At 48.2% G+C, this 21,192-nt stretch carries 24 protein-coding genes, 2 tRNA genes and 1 pseudogene; 18 read left to right on the top strand and 9 right to left on the bottom strand.

Annotation, left to right across the window (positions count from 1 at the left end):
- Positions 1 to 9: 9 nt before the first annotated feature.
- Genes NUV48_11420 through NUV48_11410 form a run of 3 tightly spaced genes read left to right on the top strand, consistent with a single transcriptional unit; the run spans position 10 to position 1,921 of the window.
- On the top strand, positions 10 to 849 hold the full coding sequence (locus tag NUV48_11420; GenBank protein MCR4442745.1) for a DegV family protein: 840 nt from the start codon (positions 10 to 12) through the stop codon (positions 847 to 849).
- Positions 850 to 881: 32 nt separating this feature from the next.
- The gene (locus tag NUV48_11415) at positions 882 to 1,646 is read left to right on the top strand and encodes a flagellar hook-length control protein FliK (GenBank protein ID MCR4442744.1); all 765 of its coding nucleotides are present in this window, start codon (positions 882 to 884) and stop codon (positions 1,644 to 1,646) included.
- Positions 1,647 to 1,657: 11 nt separating this feature from the next.
- Positions 1,658 to 1,921, top strand: a complete 264-nt coding sequence (locus NUV48_11410; GenBank protein MCR4442743.1) for an EscU/YscU/HrcU family type III secretion system export apparatus switch protein — start codon at positions 1,658 to 1,660, stop codon at positions 1,919 to 1,921.
- Positions 1,922 to 1,987: 66 nt separating this feature from the next.
- Here the strand turns inward: NUV48_11410 and NUV48_11405 are convergent, their stop codons facing one another.
- The gene (locus tag NUV48_11405) at positions 1,988 to 2,149 is read right to left on the bottom strand and encodes a hypothetical protein (protein MCR4442742.1); all 162 of its coding nucleotides are present in this window, start codon (positions 2,147 to 2,149) and stop codon (positions 1,988 to 1,990) included.
- Between the two features lie 148 nt (positions 2,150 to 2,297).
- Between NUV48_11405 and NUV48_11400 the strand changes: the two genes are divergently transcribed.
- Together NUV48_11400 and NUV48_11395 are read left to right on the top strand one after the other, a co-directional pair.
- Positions 2,298 to 2,978, top strand: coding sequence for a YkgJ family cysteine cluster protein (locus NUV48_11400; protein ID MCR4442741.1), 681 nt, complete (start codon positions 2,298 to 2,300; stop codon positions 2,976 to 2,978).
- Positions 2,971 to 3,432, top strand: coding sequence for a tRNA (cytidine(34)-2'-O)-methyltransferase (locus NUV48_11395; GenBank protein MCR4442740.1), 462 nt, complete (start codon positions 2,971 to 2,973; stop codon positions 3,430 to 3,432). Before NUV48_11400 ends, NUV48_11395 begins: the two co-directional genes overlap by 8 nt.
- Positions 3,433 to 3,508: 76 nt before the next feature.
- On the opposite strand, the gene NUV48_11390 is transcribed toward NUV48_11395, so the two are convergent.
- Both NUV48_11390 and NUV48_11385 read right to left on the bottom strand, forming a co-directional pair.
- A tRNA-Arg gene (locus NUV48_11390) sits at positions 3,509 to 3,583 on the bottom strand.
- A 79-nt stretch (positions 3,584 to 3,662) separates the two neighbouring features.
- Positions 3,663 to 3,983 (bottom strand): nucleotide pyrophosphohydrolase, encoded by a 321-nt coding sequence (locus NUV48_11385; GenBank protein ID MCR4442739.1) that lies wholly within the window; start codon positions 3,981 to 3,983, stop codon positions 3,663 to 3,665.
- 164 nt (positions 3,984 to 4,147) lie between these two features.
- On the opposite strand from NUV48_11385, the gene NUV48_11380 reads away from it, so the two are divergent.
- The 5 genes from NUV48_11380 to NUV48_11360 all read left to right on the top strand — a co-directional run bounded on the left by NUV48_11380 (position 4,148) and on the right by NUV48_11360 (position 10,063).
- The gene (locus NUV48_11380; protein ID MCR4442738.1) at positions 4,148 to 5,407 is read left to right on the top strand and encodes an adenosylhomocysteinase; all 1,260 of its coding nucleotides are present in this window, start codon (positions 4,148 to 4,150) and stop codon (positions 5,405 to 5,407) included.
- An 11-nt stretch (positions 5,408 to 5,418) separates the two neighbouring features.
- Positions 5,419 to 8,211, top strand: a complete 2,793-nt coding sequence (locus NUV48_11375; GenBank protein MCR4442737.1) for an exonuclease domain-containing protein — start codon at positions 5,419 to 5,421, stop codon at positions 8,209 to 8,211.
- Between the two features lie 64 nt (positions 8,212 to 8,275).
- Positions 8,276 to 8,932: a phosphatidylserine decarboxylase family protein gene (locus NUV48_11370; GenBank protein ID MCR4442736.1), complete on the top strand. Its 657-nt coding sequence runs from the start codon at positions 8,276 to 8,278 to the stop codon at positions 8,930 to 8,932.
- Positions 8,925 to 9,428, top strand: coding sequence for a CDP-diacylglycerol--serine O-phosphatidyltransferase (pssA, locus tag NUV48_11365; GenBank protein ID MCR4442735.1), 504 nt, complete (start codon positions 8,925 to 8,927; stop codon positions 9,426 to 9,428). Before NUV48_11370 ends, pssA begins: the two co-directional genes overlap by 8 nt.
- Before the next feature lie 59 nt (positions 9,429 to 9,487).
- Complete coding sequence (locus NUV48_11360; protein MCR4442734.1) at positions 9,488 to 10,063, top strand: hypothetical protein; 576 nt, start codon at positions 9,488 to 9,490, stop codon at positions 10,061 to 10,063.
- A gap of 114 nt (positions 10,064 to 10,177) precedes the next feature.
- On the opposite strand, the gene NUV48_11355 is transcribed toward NUV48_11360, so the two are convergent.
- Positions 10,178 to 10,582, bottom strand: a complete 405-nt coding sequence (locus tag NUV48_11355; GenBank protein ID MCR4442733.1) for a TIGR04086 family membrane protein — start codon at positions 10,580 to 10,582, stop codon at positions 10,178 to 10,180.
- Between the two features lie 180 nt (positions 10,583 to 10,762).
- Here NUV48_11355 and NUV48_11350 point away from each other — a divergent pair, with 180 nt between their 5' ends.
- Genes NUV48_11350 through surE form a run of 4 tightly spaced genes read left to right on the top strand, consistent with a single transcriptional unit; the run spans position 10,763 to position 13,551 of the window.
- A complete protein-coding gene (locus NUV48_11350; GenBank protein ID MCR4442732.1) occupies positions 10,763 to 11,902 on the top strand; it encodes a tetratricopeptide repeat protein in 1,140 nt (379 codons plus the stop codon).
- Positions 11,903 to 11,954: 52 nt separating this feature from the next.
- Positions 11,955 to 12,521, top strand: a complete 567-nt coding sequence (folE, locus tag NUV48_11345; protein ID MCR4442731.1) for a GTP cyclohydrolase I FolE — start codon at positions 11,955 to 11,957, stop codon at positions 12,519 to 12,521.
- Positions 12,522 to 12,546: 25 nt separating this feature from the next.
- Positions 12,547 to 12,732: a YpmA family protein gene (locus tag NUV48_11340; GenBank protein ID MCR4442730.1), complete on the top strand. Its 186-nt coding sequence runs from the start codon at positions 12,547 to 12,549 to the stop codon at positions 12,730 to 12,732.
- A gap of 33 nt (positions 12,733 to 12,765) precedes the next feature.
- A complete protein-coding gene (gene surE, locus NUV48_11335; GenBank protein ID MCR4442729.1) occupies positions 12,766 to 13,551 on the top strand; it encodes a 5'/3'-nucleotidase SurE in 786 nt (261 codons plus the stop codon).
- Here surE and NUV48_11330 read toward each other — a convergent pair.
- Complete coding sequence (locus NUV48_11330) at positions 13,548 to 15,074, bottom strand: polysaccharide biosynthesis protein (GenBank protein MCR4442728.1); 1,527 nt, start codon at positions 15,072 to 15,074, stop codon at positions 13,548 to 13,550. The genes surE and NUV48_11330 overlap by 4 nt on opposite strands.
- Before the next feature lie 229 nt (positions 15,075 to 15,303).
- On the opposite strand from NUV48_11330, the gene fusA reads away from it, so the two are divergent.
- A complete protein-coding gene (gene fusA, locus NUV48_11325; GenBank protein MCR4442727.1) occupies positions 15,304 to 17,349 on the top strand; it encodes an elongation factor G in 2,046 nt (681 codons plus the stop codon).
- Positions 17,350 to 17,447: 98 nt separating this feature from the next.
- On the opposite strand, the gene NUV48_11320 is transcribed toward fusA, so the two are convergent.
- The 3 genes from NUV48_11320 to NUV48_11310 all read right to left on the bottom strand — a co-directional run bounded on the left by NUV48_11320 (position 17,448) and on the right by NUV48_11310 (position 18,810).
- The gene (locus NUV48_11320) at positions 17,448 to 18,071 is read right to left on the bottom strand and encodes a lysoplasmalogenase family protein (GenBank protein ID MCR4442726.1); all 624 of its coding nucleotides are present in this window, start codon (positions 18,069 to 18,071) and stop codon (positions 17,448 to 17,450) included.
- A gap of 104 nt (positions 18,072 to 18,175) precedes the next feature.
- Entirely contained in the window at positions 18,176 to 18,349 is a 174-nt protein-coding gene (locus tag NUV48_11315) for a hypothetical protein (GenBank protein MCR4442725.1), read from the bottom strand.
- 257 nt (positions 18,350 to 18,606) lie between these two features.
- Positions 18,607 to 18,810, bottom strand: coding sequence for a helix-turn-helix transcriptional regulator (locus tag NUV48_11310; protein ID MCR4442724.1), 204 nt, complete (start codon positions 18,808 to 18,810; stop codon positions 18,607 to 18,609).
- A 281-nt stretch (positions 18,811 to 19,091) separates the two neighbouring features.
- On the opposite strand from NUV48_11310, the gene NUV48_11305 reads away from it, so the two are divergent.
- The 3 genes and pseudogenes from NUV48_11305 to NUV48_11295 all read left to right on the top strand — a co-directional run bounded on the left by NUV48_11305 (position 19,092) and on the right by NUV48_11295 (position 20,541).
- Positions 19,092 to 19,268: a type II toxin-antitoxin system HicA family toxin gene (locus NUV48_11305; protein MCR4442723.1), complete on the top strand. Its 177-nt coding sequence runs from the start codon at positions 19,092 to 19,094 to the stop codon at positions 19,266 to 19,268.
- Positions 19,269 to 19,332: 64 nt separating this feature from the next.
- Positions 19,333 to 19,710 (top strand): type II toxin-antitoxin system HicB family antitoxin, encoded by a 378-nt coding sequence (locus NUV48_11300; protein ID MCR4442722.1) that lies wholly within the window; start codon positions 19,333 to 19,335, stop codon positions 19,708 to 19,710.
- 576 nt (positions 19,711 to 20,286) lie between these two features.
- Positions 20,287 to 20,541 (top strand): annotated as a pseudogene (locus NUV48_11295) (hypothetical protein).
- Between the two features lie 460 nt (positions 20,542 to 21,001).
- Here the strand turns inward: NUV48_11295 and NUV48_11290 are convergent.
- Positions 21,002 to 21,077, bottom strand: a tRNA-Trp gene (locus NUV48_11290).
- Positions 21,078 to 21,192 lie beyond the last annotated feature (115 nt).

The raw sequence follows: 21,192 nt of genomic DNA, 5'->3' as shown, positions 1-21,192 counted from the left end.
TGGGACCGGATGGGACGGGTAAAAATAGTTACGGATAGCACTGCCGACTTGCCTTCTTCTTTAGTGAATGAACTGGACATCAGGGTTGTGCCGTTGAAAGTCGTGTTTGGCGACATGATTTACAGGGAAGGCCTGGATATTACGGTAAAGGAATTCTATGAAAAAATGGCCGCTTCCGAGCAATTGCCGAGAACGTCACAGCCGTCGCCCGGAGAATTCAAAGACGCCTATGAGGAATTGACCTCAGACGGTTCCAATGTTGTTTCCATTCATATTTCAGCACGTATGAGCGGGACGTTCCAATCGGCGCTTATGGCCAAGAATTCTTTACCCGGCAGGGACATCAGGGTTCTCGACAGCAAGATGGTGTCAATGGCCCTGGGGCTTGTCGTCCTGGCTGCTGCGAGGGCCGCCAGGGACGGAAAATCCGTGGATGAAGTAGAAAGAACTGCGATTGAAACCATGAGCAAAGTTAAAACATATTTTGTGGTCGACACGCTGGAAAACCTGGCCAAAGGCGGCCGTATCGGGAGGGCATCGGCCCTATTGGGAACAGTCTTAAATGTCAAACCGATTTTGACTTTTGAAGACGGGTTCGTCACTCCCTTTGAGAGAGTGAGAGGAAAGGGGAAGGCCCTGGAAAGAATTTTCCAGCTTGTTAAAGAGTATTCGCAAAAAAAAGGACCGATTCGCTGCGCTCTCGTTCATGCCAATGCCCTTGACGAGGCGGTTAAGTTTCATCAGAAGCTGGTTTCGGAACTGAATTACTCGGAGCATATTATCGGCGAGGTTGGGGCGGTAGTAGGCACCCATGCCGGCGCCGGGACGATAGGGCTGCTCTTTTATTGAACAGCCAGGTCATGAAAAAGCGGTGGTAAAAAATGGGACTGGAAATAAAAAATAGTTTTTCTAACCTGGTTACAATGTTAAAAAACCCTGACGGCACCGCTTGGGAAACGGTCTTAAAACTGGCGGCAGGGCAGGAGGTTGTGGCCCTGGTTGCAGGCAAGGAAGGTGATGTCTATCTCTTGCAAGTGGGGGAGAGGAGCTTTTTGGCCAAATCAGAGATACCGCTGGAAACCGGCGAAGTGATAAAACTTATTGTTCTCGGCCCAAAAGACCAGGCCGTGCTCCTTAAAAAAATTCCGTTTTTTCCTGTGGAAAAAGAAGAAACCATCACGGGCGGCATTAAGCAGCTGCTGGCCAGGCAAGGTATAACCGGGGAAAAAGAGACCGGCAAACTGATAAGCGCCTTAAAAAGAATACCGGTGGAAGAAAAAACGGGGCTTCGTTACCTGCTTGATCCCCACCTGGTGGCGGCTGTTTTGCTTAATGCGGGTTTAAATGAAGAAAAATTACAAAGAATAGAAATAAACCGGTATAAAAGCCAGCATTCCAGCAAGGATGTTTATGAGATATGGATGGGACTTAACATGAATACGCTTGGACGGATAGAAGTGGCCATAAAAATGGTGGAGGAAAATATCTTTGCACGCATTTGGGCTGAACTGCCGGAAACCGAAAGCATATTAAGAGAAAGAAAAGATGAAATCCAGGCAGTCATTGCAGCGGTGGAAATAGTCCCGGTGATGTCAGGGCCTATTTTCCCCAGGAAACAGGACATCAGCCTGGATATAAAGGTTTAAGGTGAAACGGTATGGCGAAGAAGAAAGCCGTAGCCCTTAATTATCAGAAAGAGCAGCAGCATGGTGCGCCGCGAATAGTCGCGGTGGGGGAAGGATACGTGGCCGAAAAAATACTGGACCTGGCCCGAAATTATGGTATCCCGGTGGTTGAAGATGTAGAACTGGTGGACAGGCTGGTTAAGTTTCCTCCGGGTACAGAAATACCCCCCCAGTTGTATGAGGCTGTTGCCAGGGTCCTGGCCTTTATTTACAGGTTGGAGAATGAAAAACGATAAAAAAGAAGAAGGCTTTTTTGATGAAACAGGCCTTCTTTTTTAGCATATTCCAGGAAACAGAGCGTGTTAAATCATCCGCATGGGAGAACCGCAGCATGCGCCTTCTTTGCTTGACTGGGACTGGCAGGAGTCGCAGTAATACTTTCCTTTTTGGACCATAGACTGGCCGCAGCAGAAATCGGGAAGTCTCGACTTTTTGCCGCAAGAGGGACAGGCATATTCAACCACTAATTTTCACCTCCAACATATAAATCTGCTTGATGAGTTAGATTATTGCTGTTAAGATAATCAAGGTGCCACGCGCTGGATGCTTCGTTTATAGTATTGCCATAATGGTAAAAAATGTTATCATAAAATCTCCGGTGGGGAAGAACTTATGAGCAAGGGCAGAGTTGAGGTTGTACCTTACAGAAAGAACGGCATAAAAGGTCTTGATATCCGGGTGTGTGACGAGGGGGCTAGTGTGGACGATTACTGTGCGGCACTGGGAGATTATATCCTCACGGCCGATTTTGACCGCTTAAGAGCGAGAAAATCCAGCTGTGAAGGGTGTGATGTTTGCTGCCGGGAGAGGATGCCCCTAACAAGCGTGGATGTATTAACGATGCATAAAAAGCTGGCTCCCGCCCTGGATTTTGCTGAACTGTTGAGGCGCTTTACTTATATCGCCGTTTCAGGCCGGTCTGTAGATATTGTTTTAGCCCGCGATTATGAAGGTGACTGCATTTTTTTGGATAAGAAAAAAAAGAGGTGTCTTCATTATCAACAAAGACTTCTTGTCTGCCGGACGTATATTTGTACCGCCTGTTCTCCCAGGGCTGCAAAGCTGAGGGAAGCTGTTGTCAACACGGGGGAGGACGAACTGGTGCGTCTGTGGATTGCAGCCGGGGGAACGGAGGCGGCGATTCACGAAGCCGACGCCCCGGATGTGCAGGCTGCCGACTGGCCGGAAAACGCCTGGACAGGGAAGGCGGAGTTTAGTGATATTCTACTGGTTGACATGGTAACCCCGGAACTCTGGACAGAACTGTGCGGCAAAGGTGAGAGCGATGTTTAACATTGTGCTGGTTGAACCGGAAATCCCAGCGAATACGGGGAATGTAGCTCGAACCTGTTCCGTTACCGGCTGCAGTCTCCACCTTGTGGAACCGCTGGGATTCTCTATCGACGACCGGCAATTGAAAAGAGCCGGGCTGGACTACTGGCACCTGCTTGATGTGCACATTTACAGGAATATCGACGAATTCCTTGATAAAGCCGAGAGGTCACTGCTGTTTTTGGCCACAACCAGCGGAGGGAAACGCTATACGGATGTCTTTTATCCCCCCGGCGCATTTTTGGTTTTCGGCAAAGAGACCAGGGGTTTGCCTGATTGTTTGCTGGGGGGCTATCCTGACCGCACTGTGCGAATTCCCATGCGTTCGGGTGTTCGCTCCCTGAACCTCAGCAATTCCGTGGCTATACTGGTTTATGAAGCGTTCCGGCAGAATGGTTTTACCGGTTTGAGATGAGAAGCAGACCGGGCATTAAGCCTGGGAAGACCGAATAAAAAACTTCCGGTTTTGCCGGAAGAAACACGTATCAAAATGGTACGCCCGGTAGGAATCGAACCTACGCACCTGGCTCCGGAGGCCAGCGCTCTATCCACTGAGCTACGGGCGCACATGGACGCAATAAAGCGGCAAAAAAATTATAAAACATAAAGGGGGAAAAGTCAAAGACAAATAATGCCGGCAGAGCTTTAAGTCTTTTTTCTTGTCCAGCGATTGGCGTCCCGGTGGTAATACTTCTCCATTACCCTGAGGAAGGCTCTTTCAAGGTCAATCTCCTGGGCGTTGGCAAAACAAAGCACAATGAACAGGATGTCGCCAAGCTCCAGTTCCAGGTCGGTTTGTGCTTCTTCCGGTTTTTTTGTTTTTTCTCCGAAGAGGTGGTTGACTTCGCGGGCCAGTTCACCGACCTCCTCCACCAGGCGAAGGGTCATGCTTGCCGGCTGCCAATAACCCTCCTCGAATTGGCTGATCCAGTCGTCGACACGTGACTGCATTTCTTTGATCTCCAAATTGACATCACCTCAAACGATATTGTGGCATAACAAAAGCTGCCGCACAAGTTGAATATTGCTGGTCATAAATAAATTTAACACCCCGGGAAAATCTGGTAGAATAATAATACCGTGAACAATTCTGTCTTAAATTGAGGGAAAGTATCTGTTTACAAGGAGGAATTGAATTGTCTGAAAAATCAAGTATCCGGGACATCAGCCTGGCGCCGGCCGGCCGGGCTAAACTTGACTGGGTAAAAAATTTTATGCCGGTTTTAAACATGATAAAGGACGATTTTAGCAGGAAAAAACCCCTTGCCGGGCAGAAGATTGCTGTTTGTCTTCACTTGGAAGCAAAAACGGGTTATCTTGCCCAGGTTTTGCAGGCGGGCGGCGCGGATGTGACGGCAACTGCCTCCAACCCGCTTTCAACTCAGGACGATGTTGTTGCCGCTCTGGTGGAGGACGGGATCAGGGCTTACGCGTGGCGCGGGGCGACAGGAGAAGAATATCAACACCACCACAGGCAGGCGCTCGCCTGCGAACCAAACCTCGTCATTGACGATGGGGGTGACCTTCTTGCTCTCCTCCACAAGGAATACAGCAGCCTACTTCCCGGTATCGTTGGCGGCTGTGAAGAAACCACCACCGGTTTGTCGCGTTTAAGAGCCATGGAAAAGGCCGGGGTGCTTAAAATACCGGTTATTGCCGTAAATGACGCCTATATGAAATACCTGTTCGATAACCGTTACGGTACAGGGCAGTCTGTTTGGGAAGGCATAATGCACACCACGAATCTTGTCGTGGCCGGGAAAAATGTAGTTGTCGCCGGCTACGGTTGGTGCGGCAAAGGTGTGGCGATGCGGGCGAAAGGACTTGGCGCAAGGGTCATTATTGTGGAAGTTGATCCCATCAAAGCAAATGAGGCCCTGCTGGACGGGTTTGAAATCCTGCCAATGAAGAAAGCCGCCGCAATCGGACATGTTTTTGTGACGGTTACCGGAAACCGCGACGTTATCCGCAGAGAGCATTTTGAGGTGATGCCGGACGGTGCTCTCCTGGCAAATGCCGGCCATTTTGACGTTGAGATAAGTAAACCGGATTTGCGTGAAAGCTCCGTTTCCAGCCGCCTGATCAAGCCGGGGATCGAAGAATACGTGATGAGAGACGGGCGCAAGCTTTTTTTGCTGGCGGAAGGAAGACTGGTTAACCTTGCCTCGGGCAACGGTCACCCCGTGGAAATCATGGACCTCTCTTTTGCCCTTCAGGCACTTTCTCTGGCTTATTTGAACAGGCATAAAGGCAGCCTGAAACAGGGAGTTCAGCCTGTTCCTCATGAGATAGACAGGAAGGTGGCTCAACTGCGTCTTGAGGCACTGGGCCTGGAGATTGATGAGCTGACAAGCGCACAGAAAGAATACCTGGAAGACTGGGCTTTGTAAGCGAGGATGCCATGAAGGACATTGAGTGGGTTTTCCTTGATGTGGAAACAACGGGTATTAACCCCCGGATTGATAAAATAATTGAGATAGCCGCAGTTGTAAAAAACAAGGCAGGCACACGCGAAGTATTCAATACTCTGGTTAATCCCGGGGTTAAGATGCCGCTGTATATTACAGCCCTGACCGGGATAAATCAGTCCATGGTGCAGGAGGCCCCGTCTTTTGAGGAAATTAAGGAAGAACTGATGAGAATACTGGACGGCAGGGTGTTAGTTGCTCACAATGCCGGGTTTGATATTGGCTTTATTGAAGAAGCCTTGGGCAGGCGTCTGGAAAACCAACGGATTGACTCGGTTGAGCTTTCCAGGCTGATTTATCCCCGATCAAATTCGTACAGCCTTCGCCACCTTTCCAGGGAATTGTCTATTCCAGTGGAAATGTCGCACCGGGCCTTGCCCGATGTTCTCGCGCTGGAAAGACTTTTTTTCCACCTTTTGGAAAAGGTCAGGTCGCTTCCCCTGAATATCCTCCTGGGAACGGCGCATTTTTTTGAACAGGAGAACAACGGCTTAGCTGGACTGTTCAAAGAAATACTGAAGGAGAAAAAAGGTCATTATTATTTTGATTTATGCGTTGAGCCGGATACGGGTTCACCTGAGGCGAATGCTGCCGGTGAGCATGAACTGGAGTGGGACATTGCTGGGCTGGAAAGAATGTTTCAGCCGGGCGGCAGGATTGCCGCAGGGTTAAAAGATTACCAGGTAAGGGCGCAGCAGGTTAAGATGGTGAAAGGCGTGGCCAAGGCTTTCCAGCAGCAACGCCATCTACTTGTGGAAGCCGGCACGGGAGTCGGGAAGTCCCTGGCTTATCTCACGCCAGGTGTTGTGTGGTCTTTAACGCAGGGGGAGAAGGTTGTGGTAGCCACTCATACCATTTCCTTGCAGGAACAATTGTTTAAAAAGGAAGTCGAGTTTTTGCAAAAAAAAGTGGGGATACCATTTAAAGCCGCTGTCTTAAAAGGCCGCAACAATTATCTTTGTTTGTATAAGTGGAAGATAGCCCAAGAAAGCGCTGCATCCATGTCCTGGCCGGAAAAGTTGTTCATGGCCAGGGTCAGCCTTTGGATGAGCACTGATAAAACGGGAGACAGGGATAACATTAACTTGTGGGAACCGGAAATTGATTTGTACCAGCAGCTGTCCTCATCCAGCGAGAGTTGTTTGGGCGCTGCCTGTCCTTTCGGTGATGAATGCTTTTACCAAAAAGCCAGGCAAAAGGCGCAGGAGGCCGATGTTATCATTGTCAACCATTCCCTGCTTTTGTCTGATCTTAAAACGGGCGAAAACATCCTGCCGGACTACCAGTATCTTATCGTGGACGAGGCTCATCACCTGGAAGAGGAAGGGACCAGGCTGTTCGGAGAGGTTTTCTCCCTGCAAGATTTTCTCAAAAGGATGGCCCGGCTGCAGAATAAACGGGATATAGTGTTGAAAACGGGGCTCCTTCATTTTTGGAAACAGCATTTTTCGGCCAGGGCTAATAAGGAAAACGTTGCGGCGAAAGAGATGCTTTCGGCTATCCGTGATCTGGAAGCGTTGATTTCGCGGATTAATGAGGACGGAGAAGAGATAAAGAAGTATTTTCTTGAAAACGAGGCGATTGAGACGCTCAGGGTGCATGAACGGACCAGAACGGAACGGTGGTGGCAGGTGCTGGAAGTGATGTTTGACAACCTGCTTTTAGGCGCAGCCCGGTTTCTTGACCGCCTTCATTTTCTGCTGTCTGCCCTTGAAGACGGCGAAACCGGCGAGGGGATTTCACCCTTGCGGATGCTCAGGACTCTTCACGGCAAGTTGAAGACTGATTATGAACTCGCCAGGGTGTTTTTTTCCGGGGAACAGGCAAAAAACAAGGTCTACTGGCTCGAAAAAGACACCGCCAAAAACGACCTGCGCCTTAATGTCACGCCTCTAAAAATGGGAGAACTGTTTCATGATATGCTTTTTACCAAAAAGACTTCGGTTGTCCTGACCTCAGCCACTTTATGCGTGGAGGAAAGTTTTGATTATCTCGTTGAACAGCTGGGCATACCGGTGGAACTGGTGGATACGCTCGAGGCGCCCTCGCCGTTTTTTTACGAAGAGCAAGCCCTTTTGCTGATTGACGAGAGTCTTCCCGATCCCGCCCGAAGCGGAGAAGAAAGTTACAATATGGCTGTTGCCGGGGCCCTGCAAAAGCTCCTTTTAACAACAAGGGGCAGTACGATGGTGCTGTTTACCTCTCATAAACAAATGCGCTACATGTTTGAAAACCTGGTTGAGCCTTTAAGACAGGCCGGGTTGGAACTATATGCCGACGGCGTCAACGGGCGGAGGAACACGCTTGTCGATGAGTTGAAAAACAACCGGCAAGCAGTAGTCTTCGGGTCCGGGACTTTTTGGGAGGGGGTTGACCTGCCGGGCCAGTCGCTTACCTCGCTGGTCATTGTGAGGCTGCCGTTTTTTCCTCCCAACCATCCCCTGGCAGAGGCCAGGGTGGAGGAATTGGTCAGTGAGGGCAAGGACGGCTTTTATCACTACAGCTTGCCGCAGGCCGTGTTGAAGTTCAGGCAGGGTTACGGACGCCTGATAAGATCCGTAAATGACTGTGGGGTTGTCGTTGTGCTTGACAGCAGGCTGATCAAAAAGAAATACGGCCGGATTTTCATTAATTCCCTTCCCCATCACCAATTTTTGGCGGGTGATACCCGCTTGGTCGTTGATAAAATAGAGGAGTGGTTCGACAAGTTTGGTCTGAAGAAGTAAATCTCTTTTACCTGAATAGAAAAAGATGATAAAATTAGAACATAACAGAGAGGAAGTGGAAGGATTGAAAAGAGACAATTGGCCAGTCATGCCGGATGCTTTCCCTTTTGTTATCGCCGGGATTGTGCTGGCGGCTGCTGCCTATTTGTTGTTTGGTTACCTGGCAGCCCTATTGCCGGCCTTTTTTACTGTTTTTGTTCTTTATTTTTTTCGAAATCCGGAAAGAAACGCACAGGCAGCGCCCGGAGAGGTAATTTCCCCGGCGGATGGAGTTGTGCTTATCGTGGAAGAGGTGGAAGAACCCCGCTACTTGCAGGGACCTGCCGTAAAAGTCAGCATTTTTATGAATGTTTTTAATGTCCACGTCAACAGGAGCCCTATTCAAGGCAGGGTGGAATACGTTCATTACCAGCCGGGAAAGTTCTTGCCGGCGTTCAAAGGGCATGCCTCGCAGTTAAATGAGAGAAATTATGTGGGGATTCGGAGCGAAACGAGCGCGAGTACTGCGCTCCTGGTGGTTCAAGTGACTGGCTTCATTGCGAGGAGGGTCGTTTGTTGGGTAAAAGCAGGCGACAGGCTTGAGCAGGGCCAGCGCTTCGGCTTGATAAAGTTCGGTTCCTGCGTGGAAGTATACTTGCCCAGGGCATCGATCGTTTCAGTTGAACCCGGACAGAAAGTTAGAGGTGGAAAGACTATCATCGGGAGGGTGCAGTATGGATAAAAAATTGATTCCCAACATAATTACGCTGGTAAACCTGGTTTTCGGCATAACCTCGCTCTGGTTTACGATGGAGGGGCATTATAAAGAGGCGGCTGTCGCTATTTTGTTCGGCATGGTTCTGGATGGAATGGACGGAAGGCTGGCTCGCCGCCTGAAGGTTACTTCCGATTTCGGAAAGGAATTGGATTCGCTGGCGGACCTTGTTTCTTTCGGAGTAGCCCCGGCTTTGCTGACTTATGCCAGCATCCTGAATAATATGGGTTACTTGGGATTAATAATCTCGACTCTCTTTGCGCTTTGTGGAGCCATTAGGTTGGCGCGTTTCAATGTGCTTAACATCAAGACGTATTTTGTAGGGGTGCCGATAACCTTTGCCGGGCCGATGATGGCAATATTTGTCTTGCTGTCTAACCGTCTGCCCCTGGGATTTTACGCCGTGGCCTCGATTGTTTTGTCGTACCTGATGATAAGTAATATTAAGGTGCCGAAGTACTGATATAATCATAACCCTGCTTGTCCGGCATATAGATATAGTGGACAGGGGGGTGCCATCAGGTGTTCCTGGCAGCGTTATCTTTAGCAGCGGGTTTCTTGTTGAATGAAGAGGCTTCGTTGGACCGTCTTTGCAGGAGAATGGTTTATCCTCATCCTGGATGGATGGTCTTTAAGGACAATTTGGGGCTGCTTGTATTCATTCTGGCATGGGTCTTTGCTTTTTTGAAAGGATATGCCTGGGGGCTTTTTTTAAAAAATGGAAACAGGGAATTCCTGGCGGCTTCCGGGCTGTATGTTATCGGCAATGTCCTGGCTGTGCGGAAGGCTAAGGGACTTTTTTTTACGCCGTGGCTGGCGGTTTTAGGGTTGATGGCGGCTCAAAAAGTGCAGGTTTTCCAGGGTTCGCTTACCGTGCTGGCGGTCAGTTGGCTGGCGAGCAGGGACCTGGAGAAAGGCCTGAAGTTATGGCAGGCGTCGTTTTTATTTTTTCTTTTGTTTTTTTCCAGCTGGGCGGAGGGCTTATGGTGGGCGGGAATTTTTGCCGCCGCTGCATTAATTTCCGGCAGACAGTCACCATTTTTGAAGTCGGCAATAAAATATTTTGAAAAGAATATGAGATGGAGGGTGCCGACGTGAAGGATATTAAAGCTGTTTATTTTATCCCCCTGCCCAAATTCATGCGTAATTTTTTAAAAAGAATAGTCAAATAAAATGGGAGTATCGCGGTACTCCCATTTTCCTTTTCTTTGGCTATTTTGCCGCCAGGCCGATCCCTGTAAAACCTCCCAGTATTCCTGCCAGCACGGCAAACCCCGTTCTTTTTAACAGGCCGGCAAACGTAAATGTTTCCGGGCTCCAGATCAGTCCGGTTAGTAGGACAAGCACCAGGTATAGCGCGCTTACACAAAGGCCGTGAAGCAGCCCTTTGCTGCCTGCGGACCGGGCGCCAACGGTAGCGCCGAAAAACATGCTGATGAAAAAAATGAATGCGGAAAAGTTCTGTAAAAGGGTTTCGGAAAGAGAGGTAAACTGCAGTAACAGGCTGATAGTTATTCCCAGGAATATGGTAATGACCAGGGCCCAGCTCAGTCCTTTTACTACGCTGGTTATTTGAAACCCTTCAGGGGATGGGGTTCTTGGCGAAATCTTGCTCATGTGCAGTGTTCACCTCACATGGTTTTTATATTATCAATATGCCGGTAATTAACAAATATGATTTTTAGCAGGGCGGTAGATGATAATAAAACTGTCAAGATGGAAGGAAATGGTAAAAATGCGTTGAATATAGTTGAAGATGATTATATCCTTATCCTTTGTCTAGGGGGTTGTTGGTGGATGTTTAAAATTAAAAACAGCCTGAAACAGGGTTATTTTAAAACTATGGCCGTGCTTTTTCAGCTCGCTGGCAGCGGTAAGAAGGCCCTTTATTACCAGGGGAAGGTTATAGAAGGGGAAAGGGTCAATTATAAAGACTGGTCCACTCTTGGAGCGCTCTATGCCAGGCAGAAGCAGTGGGAAAAAGCTTACCGCGCTTTTGCGCAGGCGGCAAGAATGGGCCGTGGAGATGCCAGGAACCTGTACTGGTTGGGCAGATCAAGCGAGGAGATGGGCTGCTTATACATGGCGGAACAGTTTTATGATGAGGCCTTGAAAAACTGCGGTAATCTGTGGGAAGCGCTTTATGCCAAGGGAGAGATCAGGTTAAGAAGAGAGGATTATGAGGGAGCGTTTCAATGCTTCCGGCAGTGCCTGGAGCAAGAACCGGAAGACGCCGGAACATTGAATAACCTCGGGCTGTGCTGCCTTGGACAGAACGAGCCGGTTCAAGCTTTGTCTTACCTGGAAAGAGCGGTCAAGATTATAAAAAACGACGGGACGATACTTTATAACTGTGCCACGGTGTACATCAGGCTTGGGCGGTACAAGGAAGCGGCGGTCCTGCTGCATAAAATTAAGGGCGGTGAGGACCAGGCAGAAATAGCTGCGGCGCTGGGTTTCTGTTACGGGATGCTTAATAAGTACGAGGAAAGCCTTTGTTATTACCGGAAAGCCCTGGCCCTGGATGCGAATAATAGAGAAGCACTGCTTAACATGGCTGCCGTTTATGCAAAAAAAGGAGAGGCAGGACAAGCGCTGGAAATACTAAAAAATATAATGGCGAAGAATTCGAAAGACCCCGAGGTGTTAAATAATATTGCCTGGGTTTACGAAAGCATGGAGGACTTAAAAACGGCAGAAAAGCATTATTACCGGGGACTGGCGATTTCTGCAGGTGACCCCCAGATCGCCTATAATCTTGTTTGCTGTCTCAAAAAACAGGAGAACTACCTGGAAGCCATCGAGGCCATCGAGCACCTGAAAAATAAACAGGAATGGAAAAAAATTGCCTGGTCATCACTTGCCCAGATTTATGAAGAGCTTGGCGCAAATAAGCTGGCGGTGGATTGTTATAATAAAGCTTTTGGTTTAGAATAAAAGGGAATTGTGCTAGAATAATAGCGTATTATTACGAAAAAAAGGAGCAGTTTTGATGGACCTGGACAGGATTCAAAAGGCGGTAAGGGAAATACTGGAGGCAATCGGCGAAAACCCTGACCGGGAAGGGTTGAAATTAACGCCCTATCGCTATGCAAAAATGTGCGAGGAGGTTTTTTCCGGCCTGGGGCAGGATGCCGAACAGCACATGGAGGTCAGCTTTACCGAACAGCATGAGGAGATGGTCCTGGTAAAGGATATACCCCTTTATTCTTTTTGTGAACACCACCTGCTGCCTTTTTTCGGAAAGGCCCATGTGGCTTACATACCGCGCAACGGAAAGGTAACGGGACTGTCCAAGCTGGCCAGGGTGGTAGACGTGTACGCGCGCCGGCCGCAGCTGCAGGAGCGGCTGACCACGCAAATAGCCGATACCGTTATGAAAGGGTTGAGGCCTTACGGGGTGATCGTGGTCATTGAAGCGGAGCACATGTGTATGACCATCAGAGGTGTGAACAAACCGGGAAGCAAAACCATAACTTCAGCCGTAAGGGGCATTTTCAGGACGCAGGAAGCCACAAGGGCGGAAGCGCTGGCGCTTATTCACGGCAACCGTTAAATACAACGCAAAACAGGAGGTTCACATGGAAGGGCAGGAAGGAAAGGAGGCCAAGCTCGTTTTGCTTGCGACAAAAAGCTTTCCGTACTATGACGAAATGTACCAGGTTATTGATTTTTTAAATAAAAACATCAAGGATAAGCATATAATGCTTGGACTGACAAAGAGCAAAGAAACGAACACGATGAAAATTAATGTTTACGAGTTCTAAAAAGTTCTACTTGCTTGATGCAAAGGAGGATACATGCTGATCCTGGTAACGAATGATGACGGGATTCTGGCGCCCGGGCTTCAAATCCTGGCCCGACAAATGAAGGGGCTGGGCGAAGTGGCGGTAGTTGCTCCTGCTGAGGAAAGAAGCGCCACAGGTCATGGGATTACCGTCAGGGATCCCATACGTATCAAGAGGATGAATTTTGAAGGGGTTAATAACGCCTGGGCCGTGATGGGAACGCCCGCTGATTGCGTCAAACTGGCCGTGCAGGAATTGATCGGAAAGTGCGGGCTGGTGATTTCCGGGATAAACAGCGGCCCAAATCTGGGCACGGATGTGATTTATTCGGGGACAGTATCGGCGGCGATTGAAGGGATTGTTCTCGGAATACCTTCAATCGCTGTTTCTCTGGCCTCCGATGAGTATGGCGATTACGGCGCGGCTGCGGAAGCAGCCTTTACCCTGGCCTGCCATTTGCAAAAGAAAAAAGAGTTGCTGCCGCCGGATACGCTTCTCAATGTCAATGTGCCGCCGGTAGACAAAAAAGAGATAAGAGGTTTCAAAGTGACCCGCCTGGGCATGCGCGAGTATAAAAATGTATTCGACAGGCGGGTTGATCCCAGGGGTAATGTATATTTCTGGCTGAAAGGAGATCTTATTCCCCACGACGAGGTAGATCCGGAAATTGATGTGGTGGCGGTAGAGCAAAATTATGTTTCGGTCTCTCCCATTCACTTTGATTTGACTAATTACCGGCTCATCAACCGGATCAAATCAGCCGGTTTTGAACGGCTGGAGATAAAAACGCCGGGTTAATTTCTTTTTAATCTCAGCAGTTGGCCCAGGATAATCCTGCTGTATTTATCGCCGGACAAGATAAGGACGGTAAAAAAAACAGCCCCGCAAAGCAAGGTGAGGAGTATCAAAACAAGAACATTTTCCCCGAGCAGGGGGGTAGTTGATTTCAGCAGAAAAACGACAACAAGGCTGGCCAGGAACAAACGCATGTAGAAAACCGGTTCAAGACAGAACCCGGATTTTTGTTTTACGGCCAGCAGGTTTAAGAAGGCAATAACGACAAAACCGGTTACGTAGCTGAAAGCAATAGCAGTTAGACCATGAACCGGGTGGCTTCCAAAGAAGTAAATACCAGACAGGCGAAGCACTCCACTGGCAAGGCTTGTGAAAAAGATGGTCATAACCGACCCCATTCCCTGGAGGATGCCTGAAGATGTCTGGGCCAGGTAGAGAAAGATACTGCCCAGGGCCAGGATACGCAACAGGAAACCGGCCTGGTGAGCATTAAAAAGCAGAGAGGTCATGTGCGGTCCCCAGTAAAAGAGGATTAAGGCGCTTGGTACGCCGGCAAGCAGGGTGATCCCTAAAGCATCGGAAACCCGCTGCTGCAAAAGTTCGCTGTGTTTTTTGCTTTGCGCTTCAGAAACCGCAGGGAGTATTGAGGTGGCGAGGGAGAAGGAGAGAGTCGAGGGGATCATTAAGAGGGTAAAAGCAACCCCGGTCAGTTCCCCGTAAAAAGAAGTAGCCTGGGAGACGGAAAACCCCGCTTTCATTAGCTGGCGTGGGATTAAACCTGCTTCAACGGCGGTCATGATGGTGGAAACCGTCCTGGTGACGGTAACCGGAAGGCCAAAGGAAAACAGTTTGAAAAGCGCCGGCGGCGACGGCAGCGCAAGGAGCCTGCCCGTATGGGAATTTTTTTGGAAATGGTACCACAAATAAATAAAACCGCCGATCTCGCTGCAGAGGATGGCGAGCGATAGACCTAATGTCGCCCAGGTCAGTCCAAACGGAAAGAGGAAATGAACGAGAGCAATGCCCAAGGCAAAGCGTATTACCTGCTCGACCAGCTGCGCAGCGGCGGTTGGCCTCATATCCTGCATTCCCTGAAAAAAGCTCCTGACGGACGAAGAAAGGGCTGCCAAAACCAGCGACGGGGCCAGGATCAGAAACGAAGGGACAACACGGGTATCCGTGTATAGTGCCCTGATTAAGCGCGGGGAAAAGATAATCAAAAGAAATGCGCCGCAGGTAGCCAGCAGTAAAAGGGCTACTGCGGCCATGCCCAGGGTTTTTTCGGCAGCAGGATAGTTGGAGCGGGCAGTTTCCTCCGAGACGAACTTGGCAACGGCCAGCGGCAGGCCGGCAGTTATAATAACCAGCGCCGCGATATAAAGAGGATAGACCATGTTAAAAATGCCGATCCCTTCTGTCCCGATTAACCTGATTATTATGATTTGATATAAAAAACCCAGGGCTTTAACAATAACACTGGCCAAAACGAGAATGAAGGCGCCCTTTAAGAATGATTGTTTCCTCAAAGCCTTTCTCCCCTCAATATCTGCCTAACAATTACTATGTTGAAAGCGAGAAAAAAATCTCAAGACAATAAAGGCGATTGGTGTCAAATCCCGCTAAATTTGTCATAATTAAAAAGGAGGATTTTTTTAATTTATGAGGTATAATTAATAGATAGTTTTATAATCTTCATGCCTGCTTTTATTGAAGACAGCCGCTGCAAAAATATCTTCCTGAAGGAGGGGCTAATAATTGCGAGTTTACCCAAGCAGTAAAATAAGAAATGTGGGCATCCTGGCTCACGGCGGCGCGGGCAAAACCTCACTTGCCGAGGCCATGCTTTATAATGCCGGCCATACCACGCGCCTGGGAAAAGTTGATGACGGTACCACCACAACAGATTATCTTCCGGAGGAAATAAAAAGAAAGGTTACGGTGAGTACTGCTCTCGCTCCCGTCGAGTGGAAGGACCACAAGATCAACGTTCTGGATACCCCTGGATACGCCGATTTCATTGGTGAAGTGAGAAGCGCGCTGAGGGCCGTGGACAGCATAATCCTGGTTGTCGACGGGGTGGCCGGAGTAGAGGTCCAGACAGAAGTTCACTGGGATGCCGCGGAAGAAGCAAAGCTTCCCCGCATCATCTTTGTAAACAAACTGGACAGAGAGAATTCTAGCTACAACCGGGTGGTGGATAACCTGAAAGAACGTTTCGGCCATCACATTGCGCCGCTAATGCTGCCCATAGGAAATGAAGACAGCTTTTCCGGGGTTGTGGATATTCTTAAAAAGAAAGCTTACCAGTTTGAAGGGAACAAGATAAAGGAAATCCTAGTGCCGGAAGACATGCAGGGAGAGGTGGAAAAGTACAGGGAGGCTTTGATGGAAACAGCCGCTGAAGGTGATGATGAACTGCTTATGAAGTACCTGGAAGGGGAACCTCTCACCGACGAGGAAATGCACAGGGGTTTAAGAGCAGGCGTCATGCAGGCCAAGGTTGTTCCGGTTTTTTGCGGGTCGGCATTGAAAAATATCGGGATACAGCCACTTGTGGACGCGATTATTGAATTGATGCCCTCCCCGCTGGACGCTGTCGGAGCGGAAGGCGAGGATTTGAATTCCGAACCGCTGGCGGCCGTAGTATTTAAAACACTGGCCGATCCCTTTGTCGGCAAGCTCAGTTTTGTGCGGGTGGTCAGCGGCGTTTTGAAAAGCGATTCCACCGTGTATAATGTCAATAAGGAAAAAGATGAGCGTTTTGGTTCGTTGATGGTAATGAGAGGCAAGAACCAGGATACAGTGACCGAGGCCCAAGCCGGAGACATAGTGGCCATTGCGAAGCTTTCGGAAACCACTACAGGCGATACGCTTGGCGTAAAGGATAAGACCGGATTGCTGGAAGGGGTTAAATTCCCGGCTCCGACATATTCAGTTGCCGTGGAAGCAAAGTCGCGCAACGATGAAGATAAAGTCGGCACTGCTCTTAACAGGCTGGTGGAAGAAGACCCTACTCTTCGACTGGAAAAAAACACCGAGACGAAAGAAACCCTTCTTACGGGGATGGGAGAGCAGCACCTGGACATCACGATCGAGAGGCTGCAGCGCAAGTTCGGCGTCGAAGTGAACACCCGGACGCCGAAGGTGCCATACCGTGAAACAATCAGAGGGAGCGCCGAGTTCGAATATAAACACAAAAAACAGTCCGGCGGGCATGGCCAGTACGGCCACGTTAAGCTGCGCTTCGAGCCGCTGCCCGACCAGGAATTTCAATTTGAAGAGACGATTTTTGGCGGAGTTGTGCCCAAGAACTATCATCCGGCCGTGGAAAAAGGTGTGCGTGAAGCGATGGCCGAAGGTATACTGGCCGGCTATCCCATGACAAACATCAAGGTGACGCTTTTTGATGGTTCCTACCATGAGGTTGACTCTTCCGAAATGTCTTTTAAGATTGCCGCCCATATGTGCTTTAAAAAGGGTGTGGAAAAAGCCAAGCCCGTCCTAATGGAGCCAATTATGAACGTTGAGGTTCATGTCCCCGAACAGTTCATGGGCGACATCATCAGCGATTTGAACGGCAAGCGCGGCCGCATACTTGGAATGGAGCCGCAGGGTAAGTGGCAAGTTGTTAAAGCCCAGGTTCCTCTTGCGGAGATGTACCGGTACGCCATCGACCTGAAATCCATTACCCAGGGGCGGGGCAGTTTCACTATGGAATTTGATCACTATGAAGATGTTCCCCAGCAAATTTCAAAAGAAATAATCGAAAACGCGAAACGCGAGCAGGAAACCCAAAAGTAAAACCAGAAACGGAAAAGAAAGAATGTGAAACTATAAAAAGGGCCGGCCCATATCTTGTTATGGTCGGTCCTTTTGCTTGTGACTGGTTAACCGTTTTTTTAACGGCGGCACTGGCGGCGCAGCAGGTGTTTTTCGCAGATCAGGCACATGATGATGGCCCAGGCCGGAAGGAAGGTGCCCCAGATGATGTTTTCCAGCACTGGAGAAAAGCCTTTTGCCCCGTAAGCGAACACGGCTATTCCCACGGCAAGGTCGCTGATGAGCATAAGATGCCCCGATAAGGCCATCAGCAGGGAGGATTTCAGGCTGTAGTATCCTTCTTTGATTGTACAGGCCGATCTCCAGGCCATATAGCAGAGAACAAAAACGAATGCCAGACTCCCCCAGAATGCGGCTCCGGTAATTATGCCACCGAACTTCAGAAAAATCGAAGGGCAGGTGATGAGATAAGGGCAGAGGGCAAAAAGCTCCCAGCGGTCATAACGGGGGTTTTTTTGGAATGCTGCGATCAGGCAGAGGTAAGCGGCAAGAAAATTGGCTGTTCCAAGGATTAAAGGCAGGTTTTCAGGTGGAGAAAAAGTAAGTTTTATGGTAAAGAAGAAATCTCCGGAAACCGCAAAAAACATAGCGAGAAGAAAAGTGTATTGTTCGCGAAAAAGCTTTTCAATTACAAACGCGGCAATAAACAAAAAGAGCAAAAGAGCAAATTTAACCCAGCGCAGGACCGCAGGACCGTCACGCCCGGCAGTTTATGGTCGAGGCACAGGACAGCCATGACGAGCGGTATATATGCAATAAGGAGGAAGTTTTTCAGCCGGCTCACAACTTACGGTCGGCCAGCTAACCCAGGGCCATTTGGATCACCGTTGTAATAAAGCATCGTCAAGAATTCCAAAACTCCCCGGCGCATTTCTTCGGGGTCCATTGTTTGAACTTCCGCGATCAGTTCCAGGGTTAGGCGATAGCCTTTAAGCAAACTATATAAACGATGCTGATTCATGTAATCACCGCCTAACCGTAACCGAGCGTAGCTTGCCAAACTCGGGAACGGCTGGTGCGGCTTCTGGGGGAGGATTTTTTAAAAAATCTTCTAAGTTGTCCATATCCAGGAGGTATTTATTCCCGGCCCGGTGACAAGGTAATTTACCGCTTTTGATTATCTGTCTAATCCGCTATTCTGAGACGGAGCTGCCGGGGTCCTGCTCCTTGAGTTGCGCAACGGCTTGAGCAATTGTCCTCATGCGCGGCATAGTTACATTACACCTCCTTTTTTGTGCAGTATTCAGGGAACAGGACTTCCTCCGGTTTGCCCAGGGCGTCGGCAATTTTTCGGCGCCAGCCGGGGTAAGGAAACAGTTTCCCAGCTTCTATGCGGCTGATTTCGCTTAGCCCCACACCACTACGCCGCGATAGTTCGCCCTTACTCCAGCCTTTCTTTTCGCGTTCTTTAGTTACTCGCATTTTCGTAACTCCTCTCCTGCTTTTTTTGTGTACCATGTTACATAATAATCAACGAATACTGTGAGTAACTATACGGTAATAATTTTAAAATAAAAACAGTTACGGATGGTGTTGATATGCAGCGGGTTAAGGCTTCCAGCTATTGTATTAAAACCATTTTACAAAAAGGTTTGGGCCTCTCGGTCTTTATTTTTACTACGCAAATATTCTTCTTTGTATTTATGTTTACATTACGTAATTTACGTAATATAATAAAAAAGTAGAGAGGAGGTAAGAAAACGATGAAACGCCGGGACTTGGTAAGGATGCTCGAATCAAACGGCTTTAGAGAAATACGGGACGATGGAGACCATACAATCTACAAAGCTCCAAATAAAAGAGCCGTGCAAGTCCCAAGGCACAGAGAGATAAACGAAAACACTGCAAGACAAATCTTCAAGAACGCGGGGTTGAAATAGACTCTGCCCCACAAGGGGATCATAATATAAAAATAATAATTTACTACAGAAAGGAGATGCTCTTATGGATTACATTTATCCAGCCATCTTCGAACACAACAGCGATGGCAGTTATACAATTACCTTTCCGGATTTACCCGGTTGTATCAGCGAAGGTAAATCATTGGCTAACGCTATGTATATGGCTCAAAAAGCACTAACTCAATGGATTGAATATTTACTGGATGAAAACGAACAAATTCCAGCACCGAGTGATATTAAGAATATAATTACTGCCGACGGCCAATTTGCAAGTCTCATTCGTGCTGAGATACGCGATAATCGTGCAGTGCGTCGTACTGTTAGTATACCTAGTTGGATGGATTCCAAAGCTGCTGAAGCTGGAATTAGTCTATCTAAAGTGCTTCAGGACGCACTAAAAGAAAAACTAGGCGTCAACTAAATTCTTATAGCAGCCTTAATCGGCTGCTTATCTCTTTTATCGAGCTAAGAATCAGCAGAGAAGATGAGCAGCATTTTCAAGGGAAAAGTGGCAGAAATAAAGGCTAATTAGACGCAAATTAATTGTAGTAAGTTAAAGTTAAAATAATGGCTGAATTATATCGTAACCGGCGGCCTTCTATAAAGGGGGTTTTTGCAGACAGGACAGTAATAGCGCTGAATTACCACAATATATGATGCGGATAACCCTAATCCGTTTCTTGTGTAAAAACCATGCCGATGTAGTCTTCCTTCATATCGACAGCTTGGATTAGGACATCTGTAAATATCAGGGAATAAATTTTCCTTTCCCCGGTTAGAATATTCTTGTATCGTTATTTGGAAATGGTGCATTTTAACCATTTTCTACGAGAAGAGAAGACGCGGGGACCCAAACCACGAGCGTTTTCTCTTCTTTTCCCCCCCATAATAACAGAATATCGTGACTTTTCTCCGTCACGATATTCTATCCAGTCAGCCTTAATCATAATCATTTATTTTGACTAAAATCAGCCATCTATTACTCTTATATTTTGCTGTTTAACAACAGTGGCGGAAAATCAAAACGAGACATGATAATCTCGTAAGACTCGGAATAGATAACCGTAAAGCATGGGAATACGCCAACACAAGAAAAGGCTACTGGAGAATCTCCAATAGCCCTATCTTAAGTCGCACCTTAACCAATGAATACCTTACAAGCCTTGGTTTGGTAAGCCTGACACAAAGGTACTCGAAGTACGCTCATTCTGGCGAACCGCCGTATGCCAGGCCGGCTTGTACGGTGGTGTAGGAGGGTCGGCGGCTAAATTTCGCCCCCTATCCTAATTTTCTAAGCTTATTACCGTATTTAAGGGAAGCGGATACAAAGAGTTTGTCCGGGCGATAGATAAGTTAAAAAGGTGTTAAGTATTTTTACTTGACAGCACCGCCCCGGGCAAGTCATAATTAGAGTTAGCCAATCGTCGGAGCGAAGCCGACAATGTTGCTGGTAGGCTGAGTCAGGGAAAGTATTCTGCGTCCGAATTGGGGTCTCGGATTCGGAGAAGGCAATGGCAGGAGCCACCCTGATATTGTAAGGCATTAACGCAGTTGAGACGCTCGCGCTAGTGTCTTATTTTTTAACGTATCTTATAGTAGCTTAATGTATCATTTCGGGGCAATAGTCGGCAAATAGTCGGCAATTCCTCTAAAAGACACTTATCAAGAAAAATAAAAAAGCCTCGCAAACCTTGCAAGACTTGGTTTTCTTATGGCAGGGGCGGCAGGAATCGAACCCGCAACCAACGGATTTGGAGTCCGCTACTCTACCAATTGAGCTACACCCCTGTTTACTGCGCAAAACATATTATATGACAATATTAAGCTGCTGTCAATTGATTCTGAGGTTGAGCTTTTTGCGATGTAAGCTATTTTTATGATTTTCTAATCGCAAATCAAGCAT

It is taken from the genome of Peptococcaceae bacterium, from assembly GCA_024655825.1.
Taxonomy (GTDB): domain Bacteria; phylum Bacillota; class Peptococcia; order DRI-13; family PHAD01; genus JANLFJ01.
This window is presented reverse-complemented; position numbering and strand designations above follow the sequence as displayed.

Excerpts from the sequence above, each read along its gene's own strand:
- NUV48_11340 (MCR4442730.1), top strand. The coding sequence starts at position 12,547 with ATGGAAGGGCAGGAAGGAAAGGAGGCCAAGCTCGTTTTGCTTGCGACA.
- NUV48_11420 (MCR4442745.1), top strand. The coding sequence starts at position 10 with ATGGGACGGGTAAAAATAGTTACGGATAGCACTGCCGACTTGCCTTCT.
- NUV48_11400 (MCR4442741.1), top strand. The coding sequence starts at position 2,298 with ATGAGCAAGGGCAGAGTTGAGGTTGTACCTTACAGAAAGAACGGCATA.
- NUV48_11415 (MCR4442744.1), top strand. The coding sequence starts at position 882 with ATGGGACTGGAAATAAAAAATAGTTTTTCTAACCTGGTTACAATGTTA.
- NUV48_11350 (MCR4442732.1), top strand. The coding sequence starts at position 10,763 with ATGTTTAAAATTAAAAACAGCCTGAAACAGGGTTATTTTAAAACTATG.
- surE (MCR4442729.1), top strand. The coding sequence starts at position 12,766 with ATGCTGATCCTGGTAACGAATGATGACGGGATTCTGGCGCCCGGGCTT.
- NUV48_11375 (MCR4442737.1), top strand. The coding sequence starts at position 5,419 with ATGAAGGACATTGAGTGGGTTTTCCTTGATGTGGAAACAACGGGTATT.
- NUV48_11305 (MCR4442723.1), top strand. The coding sequence starts at position 19,092 with ATGAAACGCCGGGACTTGGTAAGGATGCTCGAATCAAACGGCTTTAGA.
- NUV48_11395 (MCR4442740.1), top strand. The coding sequence starts at position 2,971 with ATGTTTAACATTGTGCTGGTTGAACCGGAAATCCCAGCGAATACGGGG.
- NUV48_11300 (MCR4442722.1), top strand. The coding sequence starts at position 19,333 with ATGGATTACATTTATCCAGCCATCTTCGAACACAACAGCGATGGCAGT.
- NUV48_11310 (MCR4442724.1), bottom strand. The coding sequence starts at position 18,810 with ATGCGAGTAACTAAAGAACGCGAAAAGAAAGGCTGGAGTAAGGGCGAA.
- NUV48_11315 (MCR4442725.1), bottom strand. The coding sequence starts at position 18,349 with ATGAATCAGCATCGTTTATATAGTTTGCTTAAAGGCTATCGCCTAACC.
- NUV48_11355 (MCR4442733.1), bottom strand. The coding sequence starts at position 10,582 with ATGAGCAAGATTTCGCCAAGAACCCCATCCCCTGAAGGGTTTCAAATA.
- pssA (MCR4442735.1), top strand. The coding sequence starts at position 8,925 with ATGGATAAAAAATTGATTCCCAACATAATTACGCTGGTAAACCTGGTT.
- NUV48_11410 (MCR4442743.1), top strand. The coding sequence starts at position 1,658 with ATGGCGAAGAAGAAAGCCGTAGCCCTTAATTATCAGAAAGAGCAGCAG.